A 13,125-nucleotide genomic window follows, 5' to 3' on the forward strand; every position below is an offset into this window, starting at 1 on the left:
TTTACGTATTGCGGATAGAGTTATGGCATGATTTTACATGAACATTGACCATACTTAGATAGATCAGACGTTGTGATATATAAAAAAATCATTTTGTTGTCATAAGTCTACAAAAAATTTATACATCTTTCAGGAGTTTTACCATTGGAGTTTTCCTGTAGTGCATAAGAACTTGGAAGAAGCGCTTTAATTAAAATCTTATGCAAAGTTCATCCCCAACAGCAGAAATCTCTAAAGAACTGGTTCACATTCAAACTAACACTGCTTTTGCAGTATCACCGAACTTATCCCTAATTTCTATTGGTAAACCCAATGAACACAAACCCCCGGATATTGATGTTTCCGGTTTACCTGATTCTGATGTAGTTTCCCGTATTCATGCACAAGTTTGGATAAATGGTGATGAATATTACATAACAGACTTAGGTAGCTCTAATGGTACTTATGTTAATGGAGTTAAGCTGCAACCTAAAGTATTTTCTACCTTAACCCCTGGAGATAGAATTGCTCTCGGACAAGGAGACAAGGTAACTTTTCTGTTTAAAATTAAGCCAAGTATTACATCTAGTACAAATAACTTCACACCAAACTCTGCACCAACTAAAATTACATCACCTACAACTACTCAAGAAGAAGGTGAAGTAGCCTTTGCCAATAAATTGATTGGTATAGGCTTGATACTAGCAGGTGTGACATTTTTAAGTACAAGCCTTTATGTAAGTATTTATTTCCGTAGTACACCCGCAATTTTACTATGTATAGCTGGTGTAGTAGCACTTAATTGGGGCGGACGTGATAATAGGATACTAGGTTGGGTAATTATAGGTATAGGGATGGCTTTATTTATCGCCAGTGGTGTAATTATCGGTTCAGTATCACTCTTTTCTTTGCTGATTTCATTCGCGGCTATTTCCTGCGGTATTCAATTGTTGACAACAGGTAAAGTATTTAACTTTAATCCGCTTACACTCCAACAGAGAATGAAAAAGTGATACTGAGTCACACTCAAAGATAGTAAGTAGGTGGACACAATTATTTATAAGACGCATTTCGACACTTCTCTGCGAGACGCTCCGCGAACGACAAGCTCAGTGACCACTACGCTCAATGCTCGTTAACCTTATTAGAAGAGGGTTGAGCGCAGTCGAAACCCGGCGCTATCAAGTTAAGTTTAATTTAGTCCTTCTACTTAACTTGGGGTGGAAGTGATGAGGTAGCGCTATAGGATGTTATCTATCTGGAAATTAAAGCGCAGAGGACGTAGAGAACACTAAGGAGGACAGAGGAATGTGCTGTAATATACAACTTGAATCTATCTAACGAAGATTTCGTCTACGGTAATAGTAACATCGGGAAAGCCAGGGATTGATAAAATTTGACTGCTAGTAAATTTCTGCATCTGTTGATATCCTACTGCTGTTGGTTGTTGGTATACTTCCAGCACTTGGGTATTAATATCTACTAACCAAACTTCAGTTATATTTGCTTGTGCATATAAAGGAATTTTCTCCTCTCGGTCATATATAACAGTTGTATCAGCAACTTCAATTAATAAGAAAATATCTTCAGGTTGGAGATGTGCGTTTTCATAAAAATCATCACGGGGTTTGAGTAAAGCTATATCTGGCTGGGGTTCTGAATTATCGTTCAAAGCCACAGGATTTTGAGCAGCAACTATCACCAGTTTTCCTAACAACTGCACTAATAAATTAACCAATCGATTTACACAAGCAGCGTGTTTTGTCCCAATTGGAGACATTTCAATAATTTCTCCCCTGATCAACTCCACTCGGTCATTCTCTGTGAGAATACCCGACTCAACCATTTTGTGGTATTGCTGCACTGTGAATTTTCGCCGTAGCAATTGTACAGTCATGACCATCTCCACTTTTGCTTGTATCTTAATTATGAAGTAAGCAATGCTGAGAAATCATCAAAGTAAGCAATCTAACGCCATCAAGGTTACTTTGTATAACAGAAAGAACTAGATATGGATGAGGAACAGTACATGAGATGATTATAAATAAGCGAAATTAACATCATCATATAAAGTCCACCTACTATCCACAAAAACCACTTTGTTTTTAGTTTTAAAAACCATCCAAATGCAAATGTAGTTGTGATAAAGCTACCAACAATACCGCCAAGAGCGATGAAAAAAAAAGTAAACAGTACAACTATGGAGCCAAGCCCACTACCGACTCCCCATCCTTCTAAAGAGCCTGGAGTAGTAATGGGTGGTATGATACACACAAGGATAGAACCTAAAAAAGAACCGACTATACTCACATATATTGTGTCTTGTATACGTCGTCTAATCGCCCCTACCACCAAACCGATGATAGAGCCAAAGATGACTGCAACAAAAATGCTTAAAAAGGTATGCCCAATTAGACGAGAAAAAATAAAAGCAATCATTTAATTAGAACTATTAATATTTAATTAGCCATCTTTAAAGACTTTTAGGCTTTAAAGATGGCATAAGTTGTTAAATTAGATTATCCAATAAAATTAGGCGATCGCACAATTAATCAGTTATCAGTGAACAGTTATTAGCTTAGATTCACTGTTCATTAACACATCCACTCCCTTGTCTCTCACCCTGCGGGTGAATCCTGCGGATACGCTGCGCGAACGCGTAGCGTCTGTCTCCGACACGCTACGCGAACGTTAGAGAAGCAAGCTACATCTCCCCCATTTTCCCCCACTCCCTCATGAAAGAAGTCCTCTCCATCTTGGGAATACTCTTGAGTCCTATTAGTCTATTCTTGAGTATTTGGATTGTAACTCCCGCACCTATTTATTCTTTACTACCTCTAGCAGTGGGAGCGCCGGAAGTCTGCCAGTGGCTACTATTGTTAAACACCACAACTTTTGTTTTATTGTTATTCAACCTGCAAGGTAGCTGGCTGCAATATGTGGGTTTGGGTATTAGCGTAGTGGGAATTATTTTAAGTATCTTGCCATTTGTGCAACTACCGAATGCCCAACAGCAGATGCAGTTGGTAATGGAAAAGCAATTAGGGCAAAGCTATTCGAGAACAATTTTAAAACAAGAGTATTTTGGGCGCTCATATCCTTTCAATTTAATAGATGCGTTCAAAGGCATCCATATCGGTGGGATACGCTACACACCAAGTATTCAATTCGCTGCACCTGATGGTGTACCCTTGCATCTTAATATCTACCGTCCTCCCCAACCAGGGAAATACCCTGGAATTATTATCATCCACGGAGGCGGCTGGCAAACTGGGAGTCCTGAAACGAATGCCGATTTTAGTCGTTACATGGCAACTCAAGGCTATACTGTTTTTGCAATTACTTACCGTTATGCACCCGCTTACAAATTTCCTGCACAACTTGATGATGTGCGTAGTGCCTTAACTTTCATCCAACAACACGCCACCGAGTATGAAACAGACGTTAACCGTATCGCCTTACTCGGACGTTCCGCAGGTGGACAGTTAGCCATGTTAGCCGCTTATCAGCAAAATCCTTTACCAGTCCGTGCAGTCATTAGCTATTATGGGCCATCCAACTTGGCTAAAGGATATCGAGAACCACCTACACCAGATCCCTTGAATGTACGGTCTGTACTTGAAGCCTTTTTAGGTGGTACACCAGACCAAGTTCCAGAACAATATACCAAAGCTTCACCCATTAACTATGTTAACCGCCCACTTCCACCAACTTTGTTAATACATGGTAGCCGTGACCATATCACATCCATAAAATTTCCCAGGATGTTATTGCAATCTTTACAAGCAGCAGGTAATCAAGCAATTTTATTAGAAATTCCTTGGGCTGAACACGCTTTTGACTATATATTCAACGGGCCGAGCAATCAACTAGCACTCTATCACACTGAACGTTTTTTAGCTTGGGCGTTGAAAGATATGGAAAAGTAGAATTTCTTAGAACGCTGCTCAACTCCCTGATAACGCTAAAAACACTCAGCAATTTGCTTCATATAGCGAAATTTATCACATACAAATAAAACTCTTCTCTCTAAGGGTAGAGTTTTCTATTTTGTGATTATTCACACACCCTAAGCATATGTTGAAGACATTGTAATTATAACAATAGTAATTGCTAAGTTGGCTATTTAATCAATGTATAAGTAATACTTGTAAATATGTGGACACAGTAATTGCAATAAACAGGTGACAAGAGCATTTGTCGTATTTGCCAGATAAATTAGTACACAAATTAACCATTACAGATAATATGAAACTTTTAAACCTGTAACCTGTTCTCTTTAACCTGAACTATACAATATATCCAAATTGCCTAAGAGGTGATATTAAAATGCCAAAATGGAAGGTAGTAACAGAATTTTCATTTAATAGCGCTCACTACATTAAAGATTATGATGGGCCTTGTGGTCGGATGCACGGTCATAATTATCAAGTCCGTATTGAAGCAACATCAACACAACTACATTCTTCTCAGTATTGTCCACATCCTGTAATGGTGGCTGACTTTAGAACGTTACGTTGGGCTAAACAAGATGTCACAAAAGGCGGTCTAGACCACGGTATTTTAAATGAAGTGATGCCTCCCGAATATGAAACAACTGCGGAAATGATTGCTAAGTATATTTATGATGAAACTAAGAAACGTGTACCATCAGATATACAATTAAAAGTCCATGTTTCAGAAACGCCTAATAGCTGGGTAGAATACGAAGACTAAAAGAAAATTCTGAACAACAATATCAGCAATATTTTTTATCAAGGGTGTATAATTACTTATAATGCACTCTTTTATTTTTGCTTAATTTACTTTCTAATAGATATAATTGTTGATTATGATAATATTTATTCAGTTTAAAAAGCTCATATACATAAATAATTTATTGGTTAATAGGTAGCTTAGAAATATTAAAATTTTTAACAAAAGTTTATATTTAATATCTTCACAAGAGCTTAAATTAGTTGTTAAGTATTAATTACTAGATGAGTTTATTTAGAGAAGTTAAAATCTGTAAAGAAGTTAATATAGTAAGCAAATTCTTAAACTTAATCAAGTTATAAATCGCTATGTAAAGCTTTTAATAATACTTGTCTCAGGTTGTAGGTTAATTTCGTGATCTGCTGTTGTAATTGTGTAATGTAAAAGTAACTAAGCTCAAGATTAAATTGAGGTCTGATGACTCCTAAAATTCTGCGTCAGCTTTGGTCATTAGTTGAAAATTCCCAAACTAAGACTCTCTTGCAGATGGACGATGCTAGCTTGGTGCAATGGTTGGTACATCAAATGACAACCCAAGCGTTGTTAGAACCCACCGAAACCGACTACTTGGTTGATTACATTCAATCTCGGCTAGCTCTTATACGTGATATGGCTTATGAACGACACTATTAACAACAATAAGTTAGTCCATAGTCAATGGCGATCGCGCTTTGGCTATGAACTATTATTTATTGTTTTTTTGCAGGCAAATACCCTTCTACTAAGCAATCGGAACCCACAACACGCCAACGCACACGTTCTAAAAGTAGCGCCTCGGTCATCGTATCAAAACCTAAATCACCCACAGGCGTAGGTGCATGGCTACCACCGATAATTTTTGGGGCAATAAAAGCGAGAATTTTTTGTACAGCGCCTTGAGCGATCGCACTGGCAGCTAGAGTACCGCCACACTCCCACAATACGCTACAAAAACCGCGATCGTATAAATGGGACATCACCACCTCTGGTGTCAGCGATGGTAACTCCAATACCTCTACACCCTTTTGCTGCAACAGTTTTTGAAAATCAGGATTAGCTCCTAATTGCGTCAAAACTAAAGTCGGAGCCTCGGTTGTGTCCCACAAGTGAGCATCTGTTGGCAAATCGAGCTGACGACTCATTACCACCCGCAAAGGATTATGTACACCCTCCTGGTGACTGGTTAAGTAAGGATTATCTCGCCGTACCGTATTACCGCCGACAATGACAGCATCACATCCAGCCCGTAGTTGATGAACTTCACCACGAGCCGAAGGATTTGTCACCCAGGCACTATGACCAGAAGTAGTCGCTATTTTGCCATCTAAAGTCATGGCATATTTCAAAATACCTAACGGGCGCTTATGCAGGATACGATGTACAAAACCTTCATTTAGCTGCTGACAAGCTTCCATCTCCACACCCACCAACACCTCCACCCCAGCCGCACGTAACTTGGCAATACCACCACCCGCCACGAGTGGGTTCGGATCAACCATCCCTACCACTACCTTAGCCACACCAGCCGCAATCAACCCTTCCGAACAAGGAGGAGTGCGTCCATAATGATTACAAGGTTCAAGGTTGACATATACCGTAGCACCACGCGCCCGTTCTCCTGCCGCCCTCAAGGCAAAAACTTCGGCATGAGGCTCACCAGCGCGGGGATGAAACCCTTCCCCCACAATTTCCCCATCCTGAACAACTACCGCCCCCACCAACGGGTTAGGTGAAGTCCGCCCCAAAGCACGGCGTGCCAGTTCTAAGCACCGTTGCATCATGCGGACATCAAAATCACTTCCGACCTCCGGCGATGAGGGTTCATGTTGCTGAGTATTGTTAGGTTGGGATGCACCTGCTTGAGCTACCACTGGAACTTTATCCATAATTTCGGAAATTACTGTAAATATTTTGCACGCTAACTGCTCGAATAGCGATATTTAAACAGTAATATCCTTTAGTCATTAGTCCATAGTCCATAGTCATTAGTCCATAGTTTTAAAACTAAATCTTGAGTTTGGGACTATTGACTGTTGACTCTTGACTATTGACTGTTGACTATTGGCTCTCCAATACTTTCATCCGCTCCCACCAGATATTGAGGGGATAGTACAATACAGGGGCCCAAAGACTGCTGAGGATAGCGGAGGCAAGGGTGACACGTTGATAGTATGCCCAGATGTATTCGGCTGGGCGATCGCCTGCTAAATTTAGTAGGGATGCAAACACTGTTTCCGCCAAAATCGCCATGACAAAAACAATCAAGGCAACAGAAATAAAGTCTTCTTGAATGAAACGCTGCTTTTGAATGAATCCAGTTACAAATCCTACTAAACCTAAAGTGATGGCATGGGAAGGTTCTGGTGATGTCATGGCATCCTGAAGAAACCCTAAAATAATACCTGCCAGAGTACCTGCCCATACCGAGCGTTTGACACTCCAAGCTACAACCCAAATTAACAGCCAATTAGGGCCAATTCCTAATAATTCCATCCCTGGTAAGCGGGTAGGCAATAAAAATAAACATAATAAAACAGAGCCAAACGTTACTCCCGAATCGAGTAACTGAACTAAAGCCGGATGCCGACGTGACAAAGGTATACGCCGACCGTTGAATTTTTGCTTCGGCTGTTTTGATTTACTTTTAAATGAAGGTAGCTTCATTATTTTGAAATTTAATTAGATTTTTTTGATTCTGGGTTAGTTGGTTGTTCTGGCTCTGGGTTTGTCGGCTTGGGATATACAGCCACCCAATCTAGAGAACTAATAGCCGGAAATAGTTCAATTTTGGCTATTGATGCTGGTAGTTTTTTCAAATCTAAAGATTTAATTCTGCCAACTGGCAAACCTGCGGGGAATTTCTGGCTATACAGCGATGTAGAAACTAAATCCCCTACTTTCACATTTGGCACTTTCTCATAAAATTCCAACACAGCTTCTGAAGAAGAATCTCCCCGAAGCACACCTTTAGCTGAAGTGCGGCTGATAGTTACACCAACTTGGCTTTTAAGGTCACTGATTAACAATATGCGGCTAGTGTTAGAACTAACACTGTCCACTTGACCAACTAATCCCCCCTCAGCTTTGACAATGTAACCTTCCTTAATGCCGGAATTTGCACCCCGGTTAATAGTTACTTGTTGCCACCAATGGTCAGCGCTGCGTCCTATTACCCGCGCTGGAACGGGACGTGATGCTAGTGGTTCTTGTTGAACGTAACCTAATAAATCTTGCAGCTTTTTGTTTTGGCTTTCTAACTCGGTAATGCGCGTTTGCATTTCCAAAAATTGGGCTGACTTGAGGCGTTCTTCCTGACGTTCCTCCAGACTTGGCCCCGTCTGCAACATTTGCAAAGGACGAGTAATAACTTGGTATGCTTCCGCTAAAAACTCGCCTTGAGTCTGGCGCAACATCCAAGCACCGCCAATTGCTAACCCTAATAACCCAACTTGTAAGACTTTACGATCCCACCAACGACGTACAGTAACCATTGATACCTATTTTCAAATTTAGGAGATAGTGGATTCTATTTATATAAAACCCAAATCATAGTCAAATAGAACCTAATATCAAAAAATTTTTCTCTTGACTAAAGCTTACCCACCAAAATTGTCTGTTGAGGCTAGGTTTAAAGGGGTAAGAGTGTAAGAGTTTTAACCACCTACACCCTTACCCCTCTGTTACAAAGTTCTGAGCGGAGGTTTTCTCCACTCAGACTGTGGGCTATACCCCTACATCCTTGCCCAAACCCTTGATTTTTCGTTCTCATCCTCAGTTCCACTTACATATTTCGAGAACGAGCGCTAAAGACTCTTTCGTGCTGCTTAAAGTTCTCTAACACCCGACCTGTTCCCAAAACAACGCAGCTGAGAGGATCGGCGGCGATATGGGTAACTATGCCTGTTTCGTGACTGATTAAGGTATCTATACCTTTAAGCAAAGCACCACCACCAGCGAGCATGATACCTCTATCGATAATGTCGGCTGCTAATTCAGGTGGTGTACGTTCTAGCGTCCGTTTCACCGCTTCCACAATCACTGATAAAGGTTCCATCATACTCTCACGAATTTCTGGGCCTTTAATAGTGACAGTTCTGGGTAAACCGGAAAGCAAGTGTAAACCTCGGACTTCCATCATCAAGCCATCATCATCATGGGTAGGATAGGCAGAACCCATGCGAATTTTGATATCTTCCGCCGTCCGTTCTCCAATCACTAAGTTATGAACTTTTTTCATGTACATGATGATGGACTCGGTTAATTCATCGCCAGCAATACGTACTGATTCGCTGATCACAGTACCTTGCAGACTTAACACGGCAACTTCAGTAGTTCCACCACCAATGTCAATAATCATGTTACCAGTAGGTTCCGCCACTGGTAAACCTGCACCGATCGCAGCTGCTACTGGTTCATCAATTAAATATACTTCCCTAGCTCCAGCTTGCGCCGCCGCATCCATGACAGCGCGTCTTTCTACCCCAGTCACACCACTAGGAATCCCAATTACAATCCGGGGTAATATCAAAGACCGACCATCATTCACCCTTTGAATAAAGCTTTTCAGCATTAATTCAGCCGTATCAAAGTCAGCGATTACCCCATCACGCAAAGGGCGCAGAGCAATCACATTCCCTGGAGTACGGCCAAGCATTTTTTTAGCCTCTTCCCCAACTGCCAAAGCTACCTTTTCATTTTGGTCGATAGCCACTACAGAAGGTTCTTGCAGTACAATACCTTTACCAGAAACATACACGAGGGTATTTGCTGTACCGAGGTCGATACCCATATCCCACGATGAACGAAAGTTCCTAAACAGCCCCACTCGTCTCTACGCCCCCTATCTGTGACACTTCTAGACTACAACTGATAATGCGAACCGTGCTGGATCTTATTATGATTTTGACCATGAGTCCAGCTAAATAGACTATATTTTCCTGACTTTTCTCTAATTCTTATCTATCGCCAAACATCAACAACCTTGATATTCTCTGACTCATTCAGTATATCCGTATATTTTTTTCATTTTGTCAAGTAACTTTGCAAATTTTTATACTATAAATTTATTGCTAAGTTTTTAGCACATTTTCAATCAGTCCACAATTAGTTATGATTGAAGTCAAAACAATCAGTACTGGTGTACTAAAGGTAAGTCAATGAGCATTAATATAGTTACCCTAGTAGGTCGAGTAGGCACAGACCCAGACATTAAATATTTTGAGTCTGGTAGCGTCAAGTGTAGATTAACTTTGGCAGTGAAGCGCAGAACCCGTAACAGCGACGAACCAGACTGGTTTACCTTAGAACTGTGGGACAAAACAGCAGAAGTAGCAGGGAATTATGTCCGCAAAGGTAGTTTAATAGGAATTAAAGGCTCCTTAAAGTTTGACACATGGAGCGATCGCCAAACCGGAGCCAACAGATCCACACCAGTAATCAGAGTAGATCAACTAGAACTGCTAGGTTCCAAACAAGACAGAGACGGTGGCGGAGACTTCTCCTCAGAGAATTTTTAATTAGTCGATAGTCGATAGTCAACAGTCAAACAATTTTAGATTTTGGATTGACTGCACCCACAAGGGGATGCAGCTTGGAGATTTTGGATTGACGAAGCAGCGCGATTTGTTCCGCCACGCCACTTCTCTCAAGTCGGGAAACCCGCCCACGAGAGTGGCTCCACCAGGGGCTGGGCTTGAACCAAAAATAATCCAAAATCCAAAATTTAAAATCTAAAATTAGTACGGTCAACAGTCAATAGCTAAAAGATTCAGACTATGGACTATGGACTATGGACTATGGACTATGGACTATGGACTAATGACTAATAACTAATTTGCAACGTTACCGATGCTTCAACTTGTTGTTCACCACCGATGATAGGCGTAGTCCTAGCCGCTAGCGAGTCCTTGGTATTTGCAGTAGAGTACAATACGGGTGGTGGAGGCGCAGCACCATCAACTTGAATACTAACTATTTCTTTGGCTTGAAAACCCAGGCTACTGAAAACAGCATCGGCTTGTTGTCGTGCGTTTTGGGTAGCTTCTTTTAAAGCTTGTTGCCTAGCAGATGCGATCGCTTCATCAGTCGCCACAAAACTGATACCGTTAATTTGGGTTGCACCCGCCTTTACAGCTTCATCTAACAAAGTTCCAGCTTTGTCAGAGGCAACACGAAAACTCACCGTATTACTAGCAGCATAGCCAGTAAGTCGTTGCACATTATTGTTGTAACTATAAACTGGGTTGAGACGAACCCCAGCAGTTTGTAACTTCTCTACATTACGGCTTCTCAGTAAAGCCACCACAGCCGATGACCGACGTGCGACTTCTTGCTGTACTTCCTGAGCCGTTTTACCCTGAATTTCCACCCCTAAATTGACTTCTGACAACGTAGCAGGAACTGACTCCACTCCACGACCACTGACACTCAAAGTTCGGTACAATCTTTCTTTTTCTTGCGTTGACCCAGGCTGCATAAAAGTCACAAAAACCAATAACGCTAACGGTAAAGCTGGCCACAACTTCCCAATACGCAACCCAGAACCAGCTAAAGCGGCTCTAACCATAAATCACACTCCTCAGAAATATATACAGATAATCTTTTTAAACCGTATCTATCACAGGAGTATAGGGGCATAAGGGTATTGATGTTTACCTACTTATCCCAACCTCATACCAAGAATTTCCTGATGCAGTTATCGATACGATTTGTATGTTCCCACTTTGGCATTATCACAGCCAAAAGTTAAAACCGTTACATTTTTGGAAACTAAAAAACTCACACTCCTCCCCTCCGCGCCTCTTTGTGCTTACCTCCGCGTTCCTCTGCGTTTAAATTTCCCTCTTTTTACTTCCTTCATACAAGAGTTAGTCACCCTAAAAGAGTAAAAATGTAATAGAACAATGTTCACGTAACAGCACGTAACAAATGCAGTTTATTAACGCGATCGACTTCATGTTCCCCCTCCTGGCTAATACAACCCAAGCCGCAGACAGTTCGCTGGTACTAGCCGCAGTCTTACTGAGTTTAGTAGTAGTTTACTTTGCCGGCAAACTTGGCGGTGAGCTATGTAACCGAGTGGGTTTACCACCAGTCTTAGGTGAACTAGTGGGTGGTGTAATCGTAGGTGTATCTGTCCTACATCTGTTGGTATTTCCTGAAGGTGGTGCAGACGGTTCCAGTTCTTTGATCATGACCTTCCTCCAGACTACTGGGGGTTTAACACCCGAAGCGACACCCGCAGTATTTACAGCCCAGTCAGAGGTAATTTCTGTTTTAGCTGAACTGGGTGTAATCATCCTGCTGTTTGAAATTGGTTTGGAGTCAAACTTAAAAGACTTAATGGCAGTGGGTATTCAAGCTACAGTAGTTGCCATAGTAGGAGTAGCAGTACCCTTTGCCGCCGGAACAATTGGTTTAATGACCTTGTTTGGGATTGATGCTGTACCCGCAATTTTTGCTGGCGCGGCTTTAACTGCAACCAGTATCGGTATCACTTCTAAAGTCTTGTCAGAATTAGGCAAGCTTAACTCCAAAGAAGGACAGATAATTCTGGGTGCGGCTGTAATTGACGATGTTCTGGGGATTATTGTTTTAGCCGTAGTTGCCAGCTTGGCTAAAGATGGTGTAGTAGATGTCAGCAAAGTTATCTACTTAATTATTAGTGCCAGTGGCTTTCTATTAGGGGCAATTTTACTAGGTAATGTTTTTAATAAAGCCTTTGTAGCGATCGCTGATATGCTCAAAACACGGGGCGGACTAGTTATCCCGGCTTTCATTTTCGCCTTTGTGATGGCATACTTGGCTGCTGCCATTCAATTAGAAGCCATCTTGGGCGCATTTGCCGCAGGTTTAGTTCTAGAAGAAACAGACAAGCGCATAGAACTACAAAAGCAAGTCTGCCCGATCGCGGATATGCTAGTACCGATTTTCTTCGTTACCGTTGGTGCAAAAACTGATTTAGGTGTACTTAACCCAACTATACCCGACAATAGGGAAGGTCTAATTATGGCAACTTTCCTGATCATTGTAGCTATCTTCGGTAAAGTAATCACAGGCTTGAGCGTCTTTGGTCAACCTCAAATTAACCGCCTAGCGATCGGTGTGGGGATGATTCCTAGAGGCGAGGTTGGCTTAGTATTTGCTGGCGTGGGTGCTGCGAGTGGCGCACTCTCTAAACCACTAGGGGCAGCGATTATTATGATGGTTATTCTCACAACCTTTTTAGCCCCGCCCTTGTTAAAATTCGTTTTTCCAGACTCAGACGATGGTACAAACGACTCAGGGCAATTAATTTTAGATGCCTCTACACAAAAACCATTAGCTTTAGAAACACAATCATCTGTTGTATCTACTGGTGGTGATAGTGGGAATGTAAGTTAAGGCAGGAGGCGGTTGACAGTTGACAGTTGA

At 41.5% G+C, this 13,125-nt stretch carries 14 protein-coding genes; 7 read left to right on the forward strand and 7 right to left on the reverse strand.

Annotated features, from left to right (window positions below; translation table 11 throughout):
- Nucleotides 1-200: 200 nt before the first annotated feature.
- Entirely contained in the window at nucleotides 201-992 is a 792-nt protein-coding gene (locus NSMS1_RS16550; RefSeq protein ID WP_224085673.1) for an FHA domain-containing protein, read from the forward strand.
- A 320-nt stretch (nucleotides 993-1,312) separates the two neighbouring features.
- Here NSMS1_RS16550 and NSMS1_RS16555 read toward each other — a convergent pair whose 3' ends face one another.
- Nucleotides 1,313-1,876: a Uma2 family endonuclease gene (locus NSMS1_RS16555; RefSeq protein WP_224085674.1), complete on the reverse strand. Its 564-nt coding sequence runs from the start codon at nucleotides 1,874-1,876 to the stop codon at nucleotides 1,313-1,315.
- Nucleotides 1,877-1,962: 86 nt separating this feature from the next.
- Entirely contained in the window at nucleotides 1,963-2,418 is a 456-nt protein-coding gene (locus tag NSMS1_RS16560; RefSeq protein WP_224085677.1) for a hypothetical protein, read from the reverse strand.
- 296 nt (nucleotides 2,419-2,714) lie between these two features.
- Between NSMS1_RS16560 and NSMS1_RS16565 the strand changes: the two genes are divergently transcribed.
- From NSMS1_RS16565 to NSMS1_RS16575, 3 genes are all read left to right on the forward strand, one after another.
- Complete coding sequence (locus tag NSMS1_RS16565; protein ID WP_224085679.1) at nucleotides 2,715-3,908, forward strand: alpha/beta hydrolase; 1,194 nt, start codon at nucleotides 2,715-2,717, stop codon at nucleotides 3,906-3,908.
- Nucleotides 3,909-4,308: 400 nt separating this feature from the next.
- The gene (locus NSMS1_RS16570) at nucleotides 4,309-4,695 is read left to right on the forward strand and encodes a 6-pyruvoyl trahydropterin synthase family protein (protein WP_224085681.1); all 387 of its coding nucleotides are present in this window, start codon (nucleotides 4,309-4,311) and stop codon (nucleotides 4,693-4,695) included.
- 456 nt (nucleotides 4,696-5,151) lie between these two features.
- Complete coding sequence (locus tag NSMS1_RS16575; protein ID WP_224085683.1) at nucleotides 5,152-5,367, forward strand: hypothetical protein; 216 nt, start codon at nucleotides 5,152-5,154, stop codon at nucleotides 5,365-5,367.
- A 56-nt stretch (nucleotides 5,368-5,423) separates the two neighbouring features.
- On the opposite strand, the gene ribD is transcribed toward NSMS1_RS16575, so the two are convergent.
- The 4 genes from ribD to NSMS1_RS16595 form a co-directional block, all read right to left on the reverse strand.
- Nucleotides 5,424-6,599 carry a bifunctional diaminohydroxyphosphoribosylaminopyrimidine deaminase/5-amino-6-(5-phosphoribosylamino)uracil reductase RibD gene (gene ribD / locus NSMS1_RS16580; protein WP_224085685.1) on the reverse strand — a complete coding sequence of 392 codons (1,176 nt, stop codon included), beginning with the start codon at nucleotides 6,597-6,599 and terminating at the stop codon, nucleotides 5,424-5,426.
- A gap of 172 nt (nucleotides 6,600-6,771) precedes the next feature.
- The gene (gene mreD, locus NSMS1_RS16585; RefSeq protein ID WP_224085687.1) at nucleotides 6,772-7,377 is read right to left on the reverse strand and encodes a rod shape-determining protein MreD; all 606 of its coding nucleotides are present in this window, start codon (nucleotides 7,375-7,377) and stop codon (nucleotides 6,772-6,774) included.
- 11 nt (nucleotides 7,378-7,388) lie between these two features.
- The gene (gene mreC / locus NSMS1_RS16590) at nucleotides 7,389-8,204 is read right to left on the reverse strand and encodes a rod shape-determining protein MreC (protein ID WP_224085689.1); all 816 of its coding nucleotides are present in this window, start codon (nucleotides 8,202-8,204) and stop codon (nucleotides 7,389-7,391) included.
- A 290-nt stretch (nucleotides 8,205-8,494) separates the two neighbouring features.
- The gene (locus NSMS1_RS16595; protein ID WP_224085691.1) at nucleotides 8,495-9,502 is read right to left on the reverse strand and encodes a rod shape-determining protein; all 1,008 of its coding nucleotides are present in this window, start codon (nucleotides 9,500-9,502) and stop codon (nucleotides 8,495-8,497) included.
- A gap of 367 nt (nucleotides 9,503-9,869) precedes the next feature.
- Between NSMS1_RS16595 and NSMS1_RS16600 the strand changes: the two genes are divergently transcribed.
- Both NSMS1_RS16600 and NSMS1_RS16605 read left to right on the forward strand, forming a co-directional pair.
- Nucleotides 9,870-10,229: a single-stranded DNA-binding protein gene (locus NSMS1_RS16600; protein WP_067774524.1), complete on the forward strand. Its 360-nt coding sequence runs from the start codon at nucleotides 9,870-9,872 to the stop codon at nucleotides 10,227-10,229.
- Nucleotides 10,230-10,296: 67 nt separating this feature from the next.
- On the forward strand, nucleotides 10,297-10,446 hold the full coding sequence (locus NSMS1_RS16605) for a hypothetical protein (protein ID WP_224085496.1): 150 nt from the start codon (nucleotides 10,297-10,299) through the stop codon (nucleotides 10,444-10,446).
- 88 nt (nucleotides 10,447-10,534) lie between these two features.
- Here NSMS1_RS16605 and NSMS1_RS16610 read toward each other — a convergent pair whose 3' ends face one another.
- The gene (locus NSMS1_RS16610; protein ID WP_224085693.1) at nucleotides 10,535-11,278 is read right to left on the reverse strand and encodes an SIMPL domain-containing protein; all 744 of its coding nucleotides are present in this window, start codon (nucleotides 11,276-11,278) and stop codon (nucleotides 10,535-10,537) included.
- Nucleotides 11,279-11,640: 362 nt separating this feature from the next.
- On the opposite strand from NSMS1_RS16610, the gene NSMS1_RS16615 reads away from it, so the two are divergent.
- Nucleotides 11,641-13,095, forward strand: a complete 1,455-nt coding sequence (locus NSMS1_RS16615) for a cation:proton antiporter (RefSeq protein WP_224085694.1) — start codon at nucleotides 11,641-11,643, stop codon at nucleotides 13,093-13,095.
- The last annotated feature ends 30 nt before the right edge of the window (nucleotides 13,096-13,125 follow it).

The organism is Nostoc sp. MS1 (assembly GCF_019976755.1).
Lineage (GTDB): Bacteria > Cyanobacteriota > Cyanobacteriia > Cyanobacteriales > Nostocaceae > Trichormus.

Coding starts and splice junctions, on each gene's coding strand:
- NSMS1_RS16550 (WP_224085673.1), top strand. CDS start 201: ATGCAAAGTTCATCCCCAACAGCAGAAATCTCTAAAGAACTGGTTCAC.
- NSMS1_RS16555 (WP_224085674.1), bottom strand. CDS start 1,876: ATGACTGTACAATTGCTACGGCGAAAATTCACAGTGCAGCAATACCAC.
- NSMS1_RS16560 (WP_224085677.1), bottom strand. CDS start 2,418: ATGATTGCTTTTATTTTTTCTCGTCTAATTGGGCATACCTTTTTAAGC.
- NSMS1_RS16565 (WP_224085679.1), top strand. CDS start 2,715: ATGAAAGAAGTCCTCTCCATCTTGGGAATACTCTTGAGTCCTATTAGT.
- NSMS1_RS16570 (WP_224085681.1), top strand. CDS start 4,309: ATGCCAAAATGGAAGGTAGTAACAGAATTTTCATTTAATAGCGCTCAC.
- NSMS1_RS16575 (WP_224085683.1), top strand. CDS start 5,152: ATGACTCCTAAAATTCTGCGTCAGCTTTGGTCATTAGTTGAAAATTCC.
- ribD (WP_224085685.1), bottom strand. CDS start 6,599: ATGGATAAAGTTCCAGTGGTAGCTCAAGCAGGTGCATCCCAACCTAAC.
- mreD (WP_224085687.1), bottom strand. CDS start 7,377: ATGAAGCTACCTTCATTTAAAAGTAAATCAAAACAGCCGAAGCAAAAA.
- mreC (WP_224085689.1), bottom strand. CDS start 8,204: ATGGTTACTGTACGTCGTTGGTGGGATCGTAAAGTCTTACAAGTTGGG.
- NSMS1_RS16595 (WP_224085691.1), bottom strand. CDS start 9,502: ATGGGTATCGACCTCGGTACAGCAAATACCCTCGTGTATGTTTCTGGT.
- NSMS1_RS16600 (WP_067774524.1), top strand. CDS start 9,870: ATGAGCATTAATATAGTTACCCTAGTAGGTCGAGTAGGCACAGACCCA.
- NSMS1_RS16605 (WP_224085496.1), top strand. CDS start 10,297: ATGCAGCTTGGAGATTTTGGATTGACGAAGCAGCGCGATTTGTTCCGC.
- NSMS1_RS16610 (WP_224085693.1), bottom strand. CDS start 11,278: ATGGTTAGAGCCGCTTTAGCTGGTTCTGGGTTGCGTATTGGGAAGTTG.
- NSMS1_RS16615 (WP_224085694.1), top strand. CDS start 11,641: ATGCAGTTTATTAACGCGATCGACTTCATGTTCCCCCTCCTGGCTAAT.